Genomic DNA, 15,113 nt, shown 5'->3' with positions numbered 1-15,113 from the left:
AGTGACGACAGATGAGCGCGTCGGTCATTGATTTCGTCGCAACGGAAGCACGCTTTGGGGCCCACAATTACGAGCCGATCGGGGTCGTCCTGTCGCGCGGCGAAGGTGTCTGGGTCTGGGATACCGAAGGCAACCGCTATCTCGATTGCCTCTCGGCCTATTCGGCGGTCAGCCAGGGCCACTGCCACCCCAAAATCCTGGCGGCGATGGTGGAACAGGCGCACAGGCTGACGCTGACCTCGCGGGCCTTCCACAACGACCAGCTCGCCCCCTTCTACGAAGAGATCGCGGCGCTCACCGGCTCCCACAAGGTGCTGCCGATGAACAGCGGCGCCGAGGCGGTCGAAAGCGCGATCAAGTCGGTGCGCAAATGGGGCTATGAGGTGAAGGGCGTGCCGGACGGCCACGCCGAGATCATCGTCTGCGCCAATAATTTCCACGGACGCACGCTGGGCATCGTCGGCTTTTCAACCGACCCCGACACGCGCGCACATTTCGGGCCGTTCGCGCCGGGCTTCAAGATCATCCCGTTCGGCGACGCCGCGGCACTGGCGGAGGCAATCACCCCAAACACGGTCGCCTTTCTGGTCGAGCCGATCCAGGGCGAAGCCGGTGTCATCCTTCCTCCGGTCGGCTATTTCACTGAGGTGCGGGAGCTCTGCACCACCAACAATGTGATGCTGGTGCTCGATGAGATCCAGACCGGGCTGGGCCGCACCGGCAAGCTTCTCGCTGAACAGCACGAGGGAATCGAGGCGGACGTGACGCTGCTAGGCAAGGCCTTGTCCGGCGGCTTCTATCCGGTGTCGGCCGTGCTCTCGAACAACGACGTGCTCGGGACATTGAGGCCCGGCCAGCACGGTTCGACGTTCGGCGGCAATCCGCTTGCTTGCGCGGTGGCGCGCGCGGCGCTGCGCGTGCTGACCGAGGAAGGCATGATCGAGAACGCGGCCAGGCAGGGCGCGCGCTTTCTGGAAGGCCTGAAAGACATTCGAGCCAACACGATCCGCGAGGTGCGCGGACGCGGCTTGATGCTGGCGGTCGAGCTGCATCCCGAGGCCGGCCGCGCTCGCCGCTACTGCGAGGCGCTTCAGGCCAAGGGCATCCTCGCCAAGGATACCCACGAGCAAACGATCCGCATCGCTCCGCCGCTGGTGATCACAAGCGACCAGGTCGACTGGGCGCTGGAGCGGCTCGCCACCACCCTGACGCAGGATTTCTCCTGAGCGGCCTGCGTCGGAAGATCGCAATGCCGGCCGCGGCCAGCAACGAACGATTCCGCCAGCTGCGCGTTGAACGTCGTGGGCGATTACGAGCTGGGAGCGACAATCATGCTTCCGCATGGCGCTTGCCTTACGGCTGCTTTAGTTGGTGTCTCGATGCTGACGAGCGTCGGCGCGCTCGCCCAAGGACCCGGCCATGGACATGGAAGGGGCGGACCTGCCGGTCCAGCCGCAGCGCCGGCAGCACGGCCGGCGGCACCACCGGCCATGGCCCGTCCGGCGGCGCCGCCAGCCATGGCACGTCCCGCCGCCCCGGCGTTCCATCCACCGGCCATGCCGCAGCGACCGGCCATGGCGCCGCACCGCCCGGCGCCCCACATCGCCGCACCGCCGTCGCGGCCGGCCCCCCGCTTTGCTGCACCACCGCCGCGAGCGGCCCCGCACGTGGCGGCGCCGCGACCTGAAATCCACCGGGCGCCGGCAGCACCACAACGTCCGGCCATGGCCTCGCGGCCGACGCCGCATATCGCCGCCCCCTCGCGCCCAAGCGCGCCACCTGCTGTGAGCGCGCGGCCGCCGCGACAGGAGCGGATGGAGCAGCGCGCGCAGCAACATCAGCAGCAGATCCAGCAGCGACAGCAAATCGTGCAGCAGCGGCAGCGCGAGACGCTCACACGTCAGAGCTCGGAACGGCAGAGCCGCATCGACCGGATGCAACAGCGCGTGCAGCAATTGCAGTCGCAGAAGCCGGAAGGCGTGCGGGCGCAACGTGCACAGGAGCGGACGCTGCAGACGCAGAACCGCCTGCTCCAGCGCGAACAGGGCATGCAGCAGCGCGATCAGGCGCGCCTGCAGCGGCTGGGCCCCGAGTCCACCACAGTTGGGCGAGCCGCCACTGCCGCCGCCGTGCAGGCGGCCGAGCGCGGGCGATTTGCCGAGCGCTTCCGCGAGCAGGCCCCTGCGCAAGCGCAGGCAGCGCTCACCACCCGCCAGAGCGGCTGGGCTCCCCGGCAGGCCTGGCGACACCGCCATCCCGCGGTGTTCGTGGCGTGGCTTGGGCCCGTGTTCTGGCCTTACGCTTACTCCGACATTTTCAACTACACGTTCTGGTCCTACGGCTACGAGCCCGGTTATTGGGCATACGCCTATGACGACTTCGTCGACACCGTGTTCTGGGGTGGTGACGGCCCCTATTCCGCCTATGCCAGCACCAACCCGTATGACTATCCGCAAGCCGGTGGCGGCAGCCGCGCCCGTCCGCGCGCGAGCGTGAGCCCGCAAACGCTACAGCAATTGTGCGGCACACCGGACAAAGGCGTCACCGCCTGGCCGCTTGCCGATATCGCGAAAGCGGTGCGGCCGGCGCCGGAGCAACGCGCACTGCTCGACGAATTGAAGACCGCGGCGGCCAACGCCGCCGGCGTGTTCAAGGACTCCTGCGCGGAGACTTATGCATTGACTCCCCCTGGTCGCTTGCGCGCGATGATGAACCGCATCAGCGCGACGCTGGAAGCCGTCAAGATCGTGCGACCGGCACTGGAGAATTTTTACAACTCGCTCAGTGACGAGCAGCAGGCCAGCTTCAATGCGCTCGGTCCGAATGTCGGCGAACACCCGCCGCAGCAGCAAGCGAACGTCGAGGGCTGCGGCGATCCGAAATCCGGCCTGACCCAGCTGCCGATCCAAAGGATCGAGGCTGTGCTCCACCCAGCCGGCAAGCAGAAGGAGGCGCTCGACCGCCTCAGTGAAGCGACAGCCAAAGGCGTTGAAGGCCTGCAAGCGGCTTGCCCGAACGATGTGCCGCTGACGCCGGTCGGACGGCTGGAGGCGATGCAGCACCGGCTCGAGGCGATGCTGACGGCCGCCAAGCTGGTAGAGCCTGCGCTGGACGAGTTCTATGCCACGCTGAGCAGCGAGCAGAAGGCGCGCTTTAACACGCTGCAACAGGTCGCGGGGCCGTGAGGACGGCATCGCGTTCTCTCGTTGCAATTTGCGCCGCGGTCGAACGAGCGGGGTGACGTAATCGTCCTGCTTCAAAGCTCGCCATGCATGTCCCTACCGCACACTCCCTGTGAGGGTGCGGCGGCACGTAACGCAAGCGACAGCCTCGTTTCCGACCTCACGAGGAAATCGTCTTCCGCCCAGCCTAGTTCGCGCTTGGGATCGCGTTGCATTGCTGGAAGTGAGAAGACAACTCGAGATTAGCCAGATGATCCCAGTATTCCGCTTCTGCGAGCAGCTTCCATTTGTTCATGCTGTTGTACGCGGCCTGTTGGCGGCACAGTGAGCTCATCGCACGCAAACGCTGCACCTTATCCACTGCGGACCCTCCTTCACGCTTGCTTGTTTGCAAGCGCATTTGTGTTGTCACAGCTTCGCAGATCGAATTGACGGGTGATAGTCCGGTGTTTGACGGTGAATCAATGATAGCGCAATCGTCCGACTTTTCAGCGCCCGGCAAATTCGATCGCAAACCAGTTTGGCCCCGCGCATTGAATTGCAGATTGTCCTTGGCGGTCTTTCGCCGCAATAAAGCACGCTGGTGCCTTCGCAAAGCTCGCCAGCCATGTCACGCCGATCACGGCAATGGCCCCGACGGTTGCACGTCGGGGCCATTCAAGATCAACAGGCATGGGTACATCCGCCGTCCCTGCTGATCGTTGATGCCACTGATTACCGCATCCGATCTGGCACAGACTGTGGCGAGGCTGCGGCATCGGCATGATGACATTCTGCCTGAAAGCTGATGGTAGTCCACCACATCTTTGGTGGTACTCCGACCAGTTCGCTGCTTCGCCAGCGGGGCGAACTTGCGCTGGACGAGTTCTATGCGACGCCGACAGCGAGCAGAAGGCCCGCTTCAACGCGCTGCAACAGCTCGCAAGCCCGTATGGGCCGCACTCGTGGTAACTCTACACCACCGTCTTATGACGCGCGATGCAGGTCTGCAGCACCTCGCCCATTGGCTTGCTCCACCAGGCGTTGGAGAAGATCTCGATCTCGGAATAGCCAGCAAAGCCCTCCGCTTCGACCGCCGCACGCACTGATTTGATGTCGATGACGCCGTCGCCCATCATGCCGCGGTCGTTGAGGATGTCCTTTGTCGGCACCAGCCAGTCGCAGACATGGAACGCGAGCAGACGATCCTTGCCGGCGCGCGCGACCTGGCTCATCAGCTCCGGGTCCCACCAGATGTGATAGACGTCGAGCGCGACGCCGAGCATGCCGCTGCGAGCGGGATCGAGCCGGTCGCAGATATCGAGCGCCTGCTTCGTGGTGTTAACGCAGGCGCGGTCGGCCGCGTAAGCCGGATGCAAGGGCTCGATCGCCAGCGGCAGGTTTGCCTGCCTGGCATAGTCGAGCATATCGGCGAGAGCTTCCTCGACCTGCCCGCGCGCTGCCGCGATGTCCTTCGACACCTCGCTGCCCGGCCTGGAATATTGCGGCAGGCCACCGACGACAAGGACGATGCAGGGCGCGCCCAGCGCCGTGGCTTCATCGACGCAGCGCCTGTTGTCGTCGCGCACCTCGCCTCTGCGCGATGCGTCCGAGGTGAACATGCCGCCGCGGCAATAGCCTGAGAGCTCGAGGCCGGCATCGCGCACCGCGCGCGCGGCGCGCTCGAGACCGACGGATGCGACCTGATCGCGCCAGGGATCGATGGCGCGGATGCCTTGCTTTGCACAGGCGTTGATGATCTCAACCAGGTCACCCTGCTTGCGGACGGTCGCCGTGTTCAGCGACAGCCAGCGGTGGTCGGACGAAAAATCGCGCATCAGGATTCGATACCGTGGGTGGCGAGCACGGTCTTCATCCGCTGCGTCGCGAGTTCAGGGTTGGCGAGCAGGCCGGCCTTGTCGGCCAGACGGAACAGCTCGGCCAGATGCAACGTGGAGCGCGTGCTCTCCTGTCCCCCGACCATGGTGAAATGGTCCTGGTGGCCATTGAGATACGCCATGAATACCACGCCGGTCTTGTAGAACCGCGTCGGCGCCTTGAAGATGTGACGCGACAGCGGCACTGTCGGCCCCAGCACGTCGTGGAATCCGGCTTCGTCGCCAGCCGCCAGTCGCGACAGTGCGTAGGATGCCGCCGGCGCAATGGCGTCAAAAATACCAAGCAGCGCGTGCGAAAAGCCCTGCTCGTCGCCGGCAATCAGCTCGGCGTAATTGAAATCGTCGCCGGTGTACATCTTGATGCGCTTGTCGAGGCGACGGCGCATGTCGATCTCGCGCTGCTTGTCGAGCAGCGACACTTTTACGCCGTCGACCTTGGCGGCGTTGCCGTTGATGATGGCGACCGCAGTGTCCATCGCCTTGTCGAGATCCCCGGTGCCCCAATAACCCGTCAGCGCCGGATCGAACATGTCGCCGAGCCAGTGGATGATCACGGGCTGCGCTACCCCCGACAGCACGCGATCATAGACCTTGGCGTAGTCATCGGCGTTGCGGCCGAGTTTCGCCAGCGCGCGCGATGCCATCAGGATGATGCGGCCACCGACCTTCTCCACCGCCGATATCTGTTCCTCGTAAGCGCGGATCACGTCGTCGAGGCTCCTGGCATCCTCGACCGCGAGATGGTCCGTGCCCGCGCCGGAGAACACCAGCGCGTTGCGGCGCTTGGCGGCGGCGACCGAGCGCGTGATCAGCTCCAGCGAGGTCGGCCAGTCCAGCCCCATGCCGCGCTGAGCGGTGTCCATGGCTTCGGCAACGCCGAGACCGAGATCCCAGACGTGCTCGCGGAAAGCGATGGTCCTGTCCCAATCGACGGCAGCCGACAGCCAGGGATCGTTGTCGGCGAAGGGATCGACGACCGTGTGCACGGCCGAGAAGGCGATGCGGTTCAAGGGGCCTTCGAGCTTTGCGGGGAACGTGCGCGAGGCCGCGAGGCGGTAGGTCTCGATCGAGCGATCGGCCTTCGGCAATTTCAGCGACAATGATGACATGGGTTGGACGGGCTTGTTCATGATTTCGGACCTCTCCCCGTCATTGCGAGGAGCGGAGCAACGAAGCAATCCAGGCTCCTCTGCGGAAAGGCTCTGGATTGCCTCGCTCCGCTCGCAACGACGGCTTGGCAGACATCGGGACTCTATCTATTCGATCTCACGCCTTGATCGGCGCGACGTCGATCCAACGCCGTTCCTTCCAGCTCTTGAGCGCGCATTCGGCAAGCTGCACGCCCTTGACACCTTCGAGCAGCGTGAACTTGTAGGGCGCGTCCTCGTAGACGTGGCGGATGAACATCTCCCACTGCTCCTTGAAGCCGTTGTCGTAGCTGACGTTGTCAGGCAGCTTCTGCCAGTCGCCGTAGAAATCGTGCAGCCGCTTCTCGTCGGGATTCCAGACCGGCCTCGGGGTAGCCTGCCGCGCCTGGATCATGCAGTCGCTGAGCCCGGCGACCGCCGAGCCATGCGTGCCGTCGACCTGGAAGGTGACGAGGTCGTCGCGATAGACGCGCGTCACCCAGGACATGTTGATGTGGGCGATGACACCGCCTTCGAGCTGGAAGGTCGCGTAAGCGGAATCATCCGCGGTCGCCTTGTACTTCTTGCCCTGCTCGTCGAAACGCTCGGGGATGTCGGTGTTACCGATGCAGACCACGCTCTGGACATTGCCGAAGAGGTTGTCGAGCACGTAGCGCCAGTGGCAGACCATGTCCAGAATGATACCGCCGCCGTCTTCGTCGCGATAGTTCCAGGACGGCCGCTGCGCTTCCTGCCAACCACCTTCGAACACCCAATAGCCGAACTCGCCGCGCACCGAGAGGATGCGGCCGAAGAAACCGGAATCGCGCAAAAAGGCGATCTTCTTCAGGCCTGGCAGGAACAGCTTGTCCTGCACCGTGCCGTGCTTGACACCCTTGGCATTGGCGAGCTTGACGACTTCGAGCGCCTCCTCGAAGTTCGTCGCGATCGGCTTCTCGCAATAGACGTGCTTGCCGGCATTGATCGCCTGGGTCAACAGGCCCGGGCGCGCCTGCGTGGTCGCGGCGTCGAAGAACATGGTGTCGTTCTTGTCGGCGAGCGCCGCATCGAGGTCGGTGGTCCAACGTGTGATGTTGTAGCGCTTGGCAAGCGCCTCGACCTTCTCGGCGCTGCGGCCGACCAGGATCGGATCGGGCATCACGCGGTCGCCGTTCTTCAGCCGTACACCGCCCTGCTCGCGGATCGCGACGATCGAGCGGATCAGATGCTGGTTGAGCCCCATGCGGCCGGTGACGCCGTTCATGATGAGGCCGAGGCGTTGGGTGGTCATGTCAAATGCTCCTGAAGTGATCTTGGCTGTTCGAGCGGGAGAAGCGCCGACCAGTCCGGATGGACCGACGTCGCAAAGCCCGTTGCATGAAGCGATCCCGTCAGGAGATCGCCGTCGTGAATGGAGAGCCGGATGCCCTGCCCGGTATCGGCGTAGAGATCGGGATCCGCGGCGGCGAACGCCTGCGCTTCAGCGAGAGGCGTGTCGCCAAAGCCGTCGACATAGTGATGGCCGTTGCGTTCGGCGTGGGTGACACCGAGGAAGGCGCCGAGCGCGAGGTCCTGCTGCACGGCGAGGCCGGCTTGGCAGGTGAGGTCCTCGCCGGTGACGAAGAACCTCTCGCCGTTCGCGCTCCATTTCGCGGCGCGCGTCGCGTTGATGATGGACTTGTAGAGCCCCTTGCAGGATTTCGAGGAAATGCCGCAATAGCCGAGCGCCCGCGCTGCCGGGAAGGCATCGTAGGAATCGTCGGCCTCGTCGATGATGAAGCCGTGCGCGGCCAATGCGCCAAGCGGCGATTGCCTCGTGATGTCGCGCGGCATCGGCTGCTCGACATAGAGCAAGCGCGTGGCGATCGGGCGTAGCGCTGCGTCGTGATCGAGCCGGTCCATCAGCGCCTGCAACGCAGCGAGGTCGGCATATTGCTCGTTGGCGTCGAGCGTCACCTTGTAGTCGTGTCCCAGCGTAGCGAGCTCCTTGCCGATGCGGGAGAGCCGCGCCGCGTCGGCTGCGGGATCGCCCGACAGCTTCAGCTTGAAGTATCGTGCACCGGAGTTCTCGCGGGCATCGGCGACGCCGCGCTCGCCTTCGACGGCATCATCAAGGCCTACGGTATGCCTGATGGCAACACGCTCCAGCGGTACCCGGCCGGAGAGAAAGGTGGTGATGTCCAATCCCACGAGGTCAGGTGAGAGTCGCGCATCGATGCCGGCGATGTTGCCGGCCATTCCATCGAAGAAGCTGGTTTCGGCGGCGCGCAGCAACGCATCGAGGATCGCCTTGTCGATCTCCGCCGGACCGTAAGCCGCGGCGAGCGGCGGAATGTTCTTTTTCGCACACGTCGCGACCTGCGCACCGATGCACGAGGCATGCAGATCGAACGCCGTCAAGAATCCGGTCCGTGCCAAATAGAGCCCGCGCGCAATCTCCAGCGAGCGGCGCAGGCCATCGACCGTCTGCGCCGGCGACAATTCCGGCCGCTTGTCGAACCATTTTGGCACCAGCAGCTCGGCGCTGGCGCCGACCGCGACGCCCCTGCCCTCGACCTCGATCTCGGCGCGCACGAACAGCTGCGGCGTCGCGTTGATCGTGATCGCGCCGAAGCGGAACGGCCGCGCGAACTGCACGGGACGTTCGAAGAAGGCGATGTCTCGCAGCTTCAGGCGCACGGGGATGGTCCTGGAAAGGTCGTCATGCCCAGGCTTGTCCCGGGCATCCACGTTCCTCGTCGCGCGGGGCAGGACGCGGATGGCCCGGACAAGCCCGGCCATGACGCTCTGGGAAGTAGAGCTTCTCCCATCATCTCTAGTCCAATGCCCCTTGCGAGAAGAAATGCTTGCGGATGCGCTGCACGAGTTCGGTAAACACCGGATCGGCCATCACGTCGAGCGAGCGCGGGCGCGGCAGCGGCACGTCGTAGATCGCAGCGACCGCGCCGGGACGCTCGGTCATGACGAGGACGCGGTCGGCGAGGAACACGGCTTCCGGAATCGAATGCGTGATCAGCAGCACCGTCTTCCTGGTTTCGCGCTGAATCCGCATCAACTCGACATTCATGCGCTCGCGCGTCAGCGCGTCCAGCGCGCCGAACGGCTCGTCCATCAGCATGATCTTGGGGTCGTGCACCAGCGCGCGGCAGATCGAGGCACGTTGCTGCATGCCGCCGGAAAGCTGCCAGGGCAGCTTCTTCTCGAAGCCTTCGAGCCCGACGAGCTTCAACAGCGCCTTGGCACGGGCAAGATATTCGTCCCGCGGCAGCCGCTTCATGTCGATCGGCAGCATGACGTTGGACAGGATGTTGCGCCAGGGCAGCAGCAACGCGTTCTGGAAGACGATGCCGACATTGCCGTGCGGCGTCGTCACCTTCTCGCCCTCGACCAGGATCTCGCCCGCGGTCGGCGGCAGCAAGCCCGAGATCAGCTTGAGCAGCGTGGACTTGCCGCAGCCGGATGGCCCGACCACGACGAAGAACTCGCCGTCATTGATGTGGAAGTCGAGCGGACGCAGCGACGGCACATCGCCGTCGCGCGTCCGGTAGGTTTTGGACACGCCGGAGAGCTTGATGCCCGAGGCATCACCGGCCCGGTCGTTCACCAGTCTCAGATGCGCGGCCGGCTGGACGTCGATTGGTTTGGTCGCAGGGTTCATCGCAGCGCTCTCCCCCCGTCGTCCCTGCGAACGCAGGGACCCATACGCCGTGCCGGCGCGTCCGGGCACGCGGAGTGAGACCTTTCGTAACAATCGAGGCCGGTGGTAATGGGTCCCTGCGTTCGCAGGGACGACGGCGAATATTGATCGCTCACGAGCCGCTCTTCGGCAGATAGTCGTTGGTGTAGAAGGCCTTCGGGTTGTCCTTGGCCTTGGCATCGAGGCCGCCATATTCGACCATCAGATTGACTGAGTCCGTCATGTTCTGGTCGGTGACCTGGAACGGCCGCTTGCTCTTGGTCTCCGCGGTCCGGTACAGCGGAATCGTCAGCTCAAAGCCCTGCGTCAGCGTGTCGATCTTGCCGCCCTTGGGGTTGGCATCGAGGATCGACTGTGCGGCGGCCTTCGGCTCCTTCTCGGCGGCTTCGACCGCCTTGGTCGTCGCCGACATGAAGCGGCGGACCAGATCGGCATTGGCTTTCACATAGTCGGCATTGGCAATGATGCCCGAGGAGACCATGTTGATCCCGTAGTCGGCGAACTTGATCGGGTAGACGTCCTTGCCGGTGGCGTCCTTGATCTTCATCGATTGGTCCATGACATAGCCGAGCAGCAGATCAGCCTGGCCGTTGATGACCGCGTTGAGCTTGGTCTGGCCGTCGCCTGCGACGGTCTGGAAGTCGCTCTCCTTCAGGCCTGTCTTCTTCAGGAACAGCGGCCAGATCTGGGTCATGGAATCGGCGGGCGTGATCGCCACCGTCTTGCCCTTGATGTCTTCGGGCTTTTTGATGTTCTTGTCAGCAAAACCCATGGCGGACATCGGTGAGGTCTGCAGCAGCACCCCGGTTGCAACGACAGGCGCGCCCTTGATGGCGGCGCGCATCATGGTGGGAACGTCGACATAGCCGAAATCGGCGGTCTTGGCGGCGACGGCCTGTGTGGTCGCAGCCGAGCCCCGGCCTTCCTGGATTTCGAGCTCGATGCCTTCGGCTGCGTAGATGCCCTTGGCCTTGCCGTAATAGAACGGCGCGTGCTCGCCGTAGACGTACCAGTTCAACATCAGCACGACCTTGTCGGCCGCCTGCGCCGGCACGGCCGCAAAAACCATCAGCGCCACTGATGCAGCCCCAATCAACCGCTTCATCGTCACTCTCCCTTGCCGTTGTTGTTTCGGCCGTTGGTGGCCGTTGTGCTTTAGTTAAGAGGCGAAAATCACGTCCTCGCGCTGGCTGACATGCCAGGGAATGACCAGCTTCTCGATCCGGTCGACGATCCAGAACAGGATCACGCCGAGCAGCGCGAGGATCACCAGGGCCGCGAACATCGTCGGCAGGTCGAACGTGCCGATCGAGCGTTGCATCACGTAGCCGATGCCGGAATTGGACCCAACGAACTCGCCGACGACGGCGCCGACCACCGCGAGCGTCACCGACACTTTGAGACCCGAGAAGATCGCCGGCAGCGCGTGCGGCAGATTCACCGCACAAAACACCTGGAAGCGGCTGCCCTGCATGGCGCGGGCGAGATCGACCATGTCAGGATCGACCGATTTGAAGCCCTGCACCGCCGAGACCACCACCGGGAAGAAGCCGAGCAGGAACGCCGAGATGACCTTTGGAATGATGCCGAAGCCGAACCAGACCACGAACAGCGGCGCGATCGCGATCTTGGGCACGGATTGCGAGAACACCAGCAGCGGATAGATGTAGCTCTCCACCGTCTTCGAACCCGCAATCAGCATCGCGACGGGAATGCCGAACAGAGCGGACAGCGCGAAACCGCAGACCGTCGCATAGGTTGTCGGCCAGGACTGGCGCAGCAATTCCGGCCAGTCGGTACGCAGCACCGCGACGACGTCGAGAGGCGACGGGATCTGGTAGGCAGGGATTCGGAACAGCCGGATGGCCAGATCCCAGGCCACGACGATGAAGACGAGGAACAAGAACGGCCGAACCCAGGCCGCATTCAGCACCTTGGAGATCGCATTTTGCGGCTTCGGCTCGGCCAATTTTCACTCCCGGCAGTCTTCTTCGTTGTGGAGAGAAATTAACCCGTTGGATAAATACTGTCCAGAGGATTTACTGTGACGTTTTGCGGCGGCGGTTCCCAGGTGCTTTGGAAATGGAACGGTCGCCTCCATGTCCCGGACGCGCTGCAGCGCTCTTGCGTTGCTGCGCAGAGCCGGGACCCAGGAGCCACGCGTCCCGTCGATCCATGGGCCCCGGCTCTGCAGCGCACCGCGAAGACGCGCTGCGCTGCGTCCGGGGCACGAGACCGCTCCACTCTCGACGTCATATCAGTGAAAGCGGGCAATAACGGCGGAGATTGAGAAAACGACGGACGATCCGTCCACCAATGCGCGGGACCAGACCGCCCTAAACCGTTTGCGCCACCGTGGCGCGCGACTTCGGCGCCTTCGCGATCTCGAACAGCGCGACCGACTGCCCGGTCAGCGCGGCCAGCACCAGGCCGACCATGTGCGCCAGCCGCTCGTCCTTGGCCTTTTTGTCCAGGAGGTCGCGGCCGAAGATCACGCTGAGGGTCGCCGAGTTCGAGAGATAGAAGAAGCAGAGCCCTGCGATCGAGATGTAGAGCTGCACCGGATCGACTGCGACCTGGAAGTCGCCGCTGTCGACGCCGCGCCGGACCACGGTGCGGATCATCTCGACGAAGGGCGAGTGCATCGACTTGACCTTGGTCGAGCGCTTCAGGTGCTTTGCGCGCGCGAGGTTCTCGGTCTGAAGCAGCGACAGGAATTCGGGATTGCGCAGGAAGTAATTCCAGGTGAACTCGATCAGGCGCCGGATCGCCTCGGGCGGCTCGAGGTGCTCGAGATCGAGCCCGCGCTCCTCGCTGCGGATCTTGTCATAGGCGCCTTCGAGCACCGCGAGGTAAAGCTCGTCCTTGTTGCCGACGTGGTAGTAGAGCATGCGCTTGTTGGCGCCGGCCTTGGCCGCAATGCGGTCGACGCGAGCGCCGGCGAGCCCGTGAGCGGAAAACTCCTGCTTGGCGGCTTCGAGAATGCGCAGTCGCATCCCCTCGGGATCGCGCTGCCATTTCAGAGTTCGCTTTGCCTTCGCCAAACCGGGTGCTCGCTGGGTGCTGTCGGTACGCGTGTAACACGCGGGCAGCCCGCCGCATAGTTTCGCGACAGTGAAAGCCGAGCAAGCCGGTTTCGTAGGGTGGGCAAAGGCGCTCTTGCGCCGTGCCCACGTCTTCGCATCAATTGGGCAAAGACGTGGGCACGCTTCGCTTTGCCCACCCTATGGGAGTCTTCGAACGGAGAAAGCGGCGCTTTCACTCCACCGGCTTCGGCGAGCGCTCCAGCAGGACCGTCTGAATGCCGCAGGTGCCGTTGCGCACCGTCATGATTCGCGTGCCGGGCTTGCGGCCGTTGCGGACCTCGGTGACGTCGAGGCCGGCGGCGATCAGGCGGGCGCGCGTGGCGTCGATGTCGGCGACCCGCCAGCTCAGGCCCCAGAGCCGGTCATGCGCAAGGTCGCCGCCGGCGACCGGCCGTCGGACCACCTCGACGATCAGATCGCCGCAGCGGAAGAACATCAGCTGGCCCCAATCCTGGTGCGAGCGGTCGAGCGCCAAATCGAGCCCGAGCCGTGCGCCATAGAGCGCGGCAGCGCGTTCGGAATCCTCGGTGGTGACCACGACGTGGTCGAGTGCGTCGATCGGCGCGATGTCGGTCGCGGGGGAGAGCGGACGCTCGTCGGCCAGTTCGAGGAAGAACATGCGCACGCCGCGCGTGAGTTCCGTGGCGGCGCGCGTGCGCTTCCAGTGCAGGACGGCGCCCGACTCGTCGTCGCTGCTTTCGACCTCGGCAACCGGATCCGGGCTCAAGGCCACTCGCTGCAGCCGCCGCTGCATCCTGCTCATGTCTGCGACACGAAAGCACAGGCTGGCGAGCACGCCCTCCTGGTCGTCGAGCAGCGCGCGCATGCGATCGGCCGTCACGCTGAAACCGCTCGGCGCCATCAATTCGATCGTCATGTTCTCGAGGGTGAACAGCACGCGGTCGGCGCCCTCGCCGGAGTTCTGCCAGGCCGGCGCGCGGGCGAGTAGCGTCTGGTAGGCCGCCTTGGCTGCACCGATATCCCTGACGAGAGCGACGACGTGATCGAGGCCGGTGATCATATGTCCCCCTTTTGATCGACCCTTTTATTGACGTGGAACCAATGCGCCGAAACACGGCGTTTGTCCGGGCTTGGCATTGCCCGGTGATGGTCGTATTCCGGCCTCATGCTGACCTCAAGCGCTTGGGGCGGCAGATTTGCGAATAATTTCAGCGATCCCTGAGCGGAACCGGTGCTACAGTAAGCGCGCCGGCCTGGACCACAAAGCGCATGACGGACAAGCAATGCAGGCTCTCTTCATCGGACAGACCTATATCGACGTCGTCTTCATCACCGACCATATGCCGACCGGGGACGAGAAGCACGTGGCCTCGGACTACGCGGTCTCCTTCGGCGGCAACGCGGTGACGGCGGCGTTCTGCTGCGCCAAGCTCGGCATCGTGCCTGACCTGATCGCTACCGCGGCCAATGACTGGCTGGGGCGCATGTTCCAGGACATGTGCGCGAAATACGCGATCTCGCTGCACGGGCGGAAGGTGAACCAGTCCTCGCTCTCCTTCATCATGCCCAAGGACGGCAAGCGCGCCATCGTCCGCTGCCGCGACGACGAGCACATCCATCCCTTTCCGATGCTCAATCTCGGCGGCTGCCGCGCGCTGCACGTGGATGGTCATCAGCCGGATGCCGCGATCCACTACGCCAAGGTCTGCCGCGAGGCCGGCATCCTGACCTCGCTCGACGGCGGCGGCCTGCGCACCAACACGCATGAGCTGCTGGAATATATCGACGTTGCCATCGTCGCCGAGCGCCTGTGCGAGCAGATGGACCTGACGCCGGAGAAGATGCTCGACTATCTCAAGAGCCGCGGCTGCAAGATCGGCGGCATCACCATGGGCGAGAAGGGCCTGCTCTGGTACAACGAGACAGGTGCGGTCGAGATCATGCCGGCGATGCCGATCCCGCGCGAGCGCGTGATCGACACCAACGGCGCCGGCGACGTTTTCCACGGCGCCTATGTCTATTCCTACCTCGCTCATCCCGGCAAAAGCTGGCGCGAGCACTTTGATTTTGCCCGAGCCGCCTCGACCTTCAAGATCCAGCGCCTCGGCAACGAGGCCGGCTTGCCGACGCTCGTCGATATCGCCAAGGTTCGGCACGAGTTCGAGGTCAGGGTTTAGATCCAG

At 64.3% G+C, this 15,113-nt stretch carries 14 protein-coding genes; 3 read left to right on the top strand and 11 right to left on the bottom strand.

Annotated elements, in window-relative coordinates:
* The first annotated feature begins 11 nt into the window (after positions 1–11).
* Positions 12–1,226, top strand: coding sequence for an ornithine--oxo-acid transaminase (rocD, locus tag XH81_RS06070; RefSeq protein ID WP_028143455.1), 1,215 nt, complete (start codon positions 12–14; stop codon positions 1,224–1,226).
* A gap of 588 nt (positions 1,227–1,814) precedes the next feature.
* Positions 1,815–3,185: a Spy/CpxP family protein refolding chaperone gene (locus XH81_RS06065; protein WP_244626211.1), complete on the top strand. Its 1,371-nt coding sequence runs from the start codon at positions 1,815–1,817 to the stop codon at positions 3,183–3,185.
* Positions 3,186–3,369: 184 nt separating this feature from the next.
* Here XH81_RS06065 and XH81_RS06060 read toward each other — a convergent pair whose 3' ends face one another.
* The 11 genes from XH81_RS06060 to XH81_RS06010 all read right to left on the bottom strand — a co-directional run bounded on the left by XH81_RS06060 (position 3,370) and on the right by XH81_RS06010 (position 13,990).
* Entirely contained in the window at positions 3,370–3,543 is a 174-nt protein-coding gene (locus XH81_RS06060) for a hypothetical protein (protein ID WP_162832241.1), read from the bottom strand.
* Positions 3,544–3,670: 127 nt separating this feature from the next.
* Positions 3,671–3,856, bottom strand: coding sequence for a hypothetical protein (locus XH81_RS06055; RefSeq protein WP_179879989.1), 186 nt, complete (start codon positions 3,854–3,856; stop codon positions 3,671–3,673).
* 279 nt (positions 3,857–4,135) lie between these two features.
* Complete coding sequence (locus XH81_RS06050; protein WP_028143457.1) at positions 4,136–4,999, bottom strand: sugar phosphate isomerase/epimerase family protein; 864 nt, start codon at positions 4,997–4,999, stop codon at positions 4,136–4,138.
* Positions 4,999–6,189, bottom strand: a complete 1,191-nt coding sequence (locus tag XH81_RS06045) for a dihydrodipicolinate synthase family protein (protein WP_028143458.1) — start codon at positions 6,187–6,189, stop codon at positions 4,999–5,001. Before XH81_RS06045 ends, XH81_RS06050 begins: the two co-directional genes overlap by 1 nt.
* Positions 6,190–6,325: 136 nt before the next feature.
* On the bottom strand, positions 6,326–7,477 hold the full coding sequence (locus tag XH81_RS06040; protein WP_028143459.1) for a Gfo/Idh/MocA family protein: 1,152 nt from the start codon (positions 7,475–7,477) through the stop codon (positions 6,326–6,328).
* Positions 7,474–8,871, bottom strand: coding sequence for a hypothetical protein (locus XH81_RS06035; protein WP_028143460.1), 1,398 nt, complete (start codon positions 8,869–8,871; stop codon positions 7,474–7,476). Before XH81_RS06035 ends, XH81_RS06040 begins: the two co-directional genes overlap by 4 nt.
* 130 nt (positions 8,872–9,001) lie before the next feature.
* Entirely contained in the window at positions 9,002–9,844 is an 843-nt protein-coding gene (locus XH81_RS06030) for an ABC transporter ATP-binding protein (RefSeq protein ID WP_028143461.1), read from the bottom strand.
* 151 nt (positions 9,845–9,995) lie between these two features.
* Positions 9,996–10,988 (bottom strand): ABC transporter substrate-binding protein, encoded by a 993-nt coding sequence (locus XH81_RS06025; protein ID WP_028143462.1) that lies wholly within the window; start codon positions 10,986–10,988, stop codon positions 9,996–9,998.
* Positions 10,989–11,042: 54 nt separating this feature from the next.
* Complete coding sequence (locus tag XH81_RS06020) at positions 11,043–11,852, bottom strand: ABC transporter permease (RefSeq protein WP_028143463.1); 810 nt, start codon at positions 11,850–11,852, stop codon at positions 11,043–11,045.
* Positions 11,853–12,219: 367 nt separating this feature from the next.
* Positions 12,220–12,927: a TetR/AcrR family transcriptional regulator gene (locus XH81_RS06015; protein WP_173015882.1), complete on the bottom strand. Its 708-nt coding sequence runs from the start codon at positions 12,925–12,927 to the stop codon at positions 12,220–12,222.
* A gap of 214 nt (positions 12,928–13,141) precedes the next feature.
* A complete protein-coding gene (locus tag XH81_RS06010; RefSeq protein ID WP_028143465.1) occupies positions 13,142–13,990 on the bottom strand; it encodes a VOC family protein in 849 nt (282 codons plus the stop codon).
* Positions 13,991–14,213: 223 nt separating this feature from the next.
* Between XH81_RS06010 and XH81_RS06005 the strand changes: the two genes are divergently transcribed.
* Positions 14,214–15,107: a sugar kinase gene (locus XH81_RS06005; RefSeq protein ID WP_028143466.1), complete on the top strand. Its 894-nt coding sequence runs from the start codon at positions 14,214–14,216 to the stop codon at positions 15,105–15,107.
* The last annotated feature ends 6 nt before the right edge of the window (positions 15,108–15,113 follow it).

It is taken from the genome of Bradyrhizobium sp. CCBAU 25360 (assembly GCF_028128695.1).
In the GTDB taxonomy this organism is placed as follows: Bacteria; Pseudomonadota; Alphaproteobacteria; order Rhizobiales; family Xanthobacteraceae; genus Bradyrhizobium; species Bradyrhizobium ottawaense.
This window is presented reverse-complemented; position numbering and strand designations above follow the sequence as displayed.

Excerpts from the sequence above, each read along its gene's own strand:
- rocD (WP_028143455.1), top strand. The coding sequence starts at position 12 with ATGAGCGCGTCGGTCATTGATTTCGTCGCAACGGAAGCACGCTTTGGG.
- XH81_RS06065 (WP_244626211.1), top strand. The coding sequence starts at position 1,815 with ATGGAGCAGCGCGCGCAGCAACATCAGCAGCAGATCCAGCAGCGACAG.
- XH81_RS06055 (WP_179879989.1), bottom strand. The coding sequence starts at position 3,856 with ATGCCTGTTGATCTTGAATGGCCCCGACGTGCAACCGTCGGGGCCATT.
- XH81_RS06050 (WP_028143457.1), bottom strand. The coding sequence starts at position 4,999 with ATGCGCGATTTTTCGTCCGACCACCGCTGGCTGTCGCTGAACACGGCG.
- XH81_RS06045 (WP_028143458.1), bottom strand. The coding sequence starts at position 6,189 with ATGAACAAGCCCGTCCAACCCATGTCATCATTGTCGCTGAAATTGCCG.
- XH81_RS06040 (WP_028143459.1), bottom strand. The coding sequence starts at position 7,477 with ATGACCACCCAACGCCTCGGCCTCATCATGAACGGCGTCACCGGCCGC.
- XH81_RS06030 (WP_028143461.1), bottom strand. The coding sequence starts at position 9,844 with ATGAACCCTGCGACCAAACCAATCGACGTCCAGCCGGCCGCGCATCTG.
- XH81_RS06025 (WP_028143462.1), bottom strand. The coding sequence starts at position 10,988 with ATGAAGCGGTTGATTGGGGCTGCATCAGTGGCGCTGATGGTTTTTGCG.
- XH81_RS06010 (WP_028143465.1), bottom strand. The coding sequence starts at position 13,990 with ATGATCACCGGCCTCGATCACGTCGTCGCTCTCGTCAGGGATATCGGT.
- XH81_RS06005 (WP_028143466.1), top strand. The coding sequence starts at position 14,214 with ATGCAGGCTCTCTTCATCGGACAGACCTATATCGACGTCGTCTTCATC.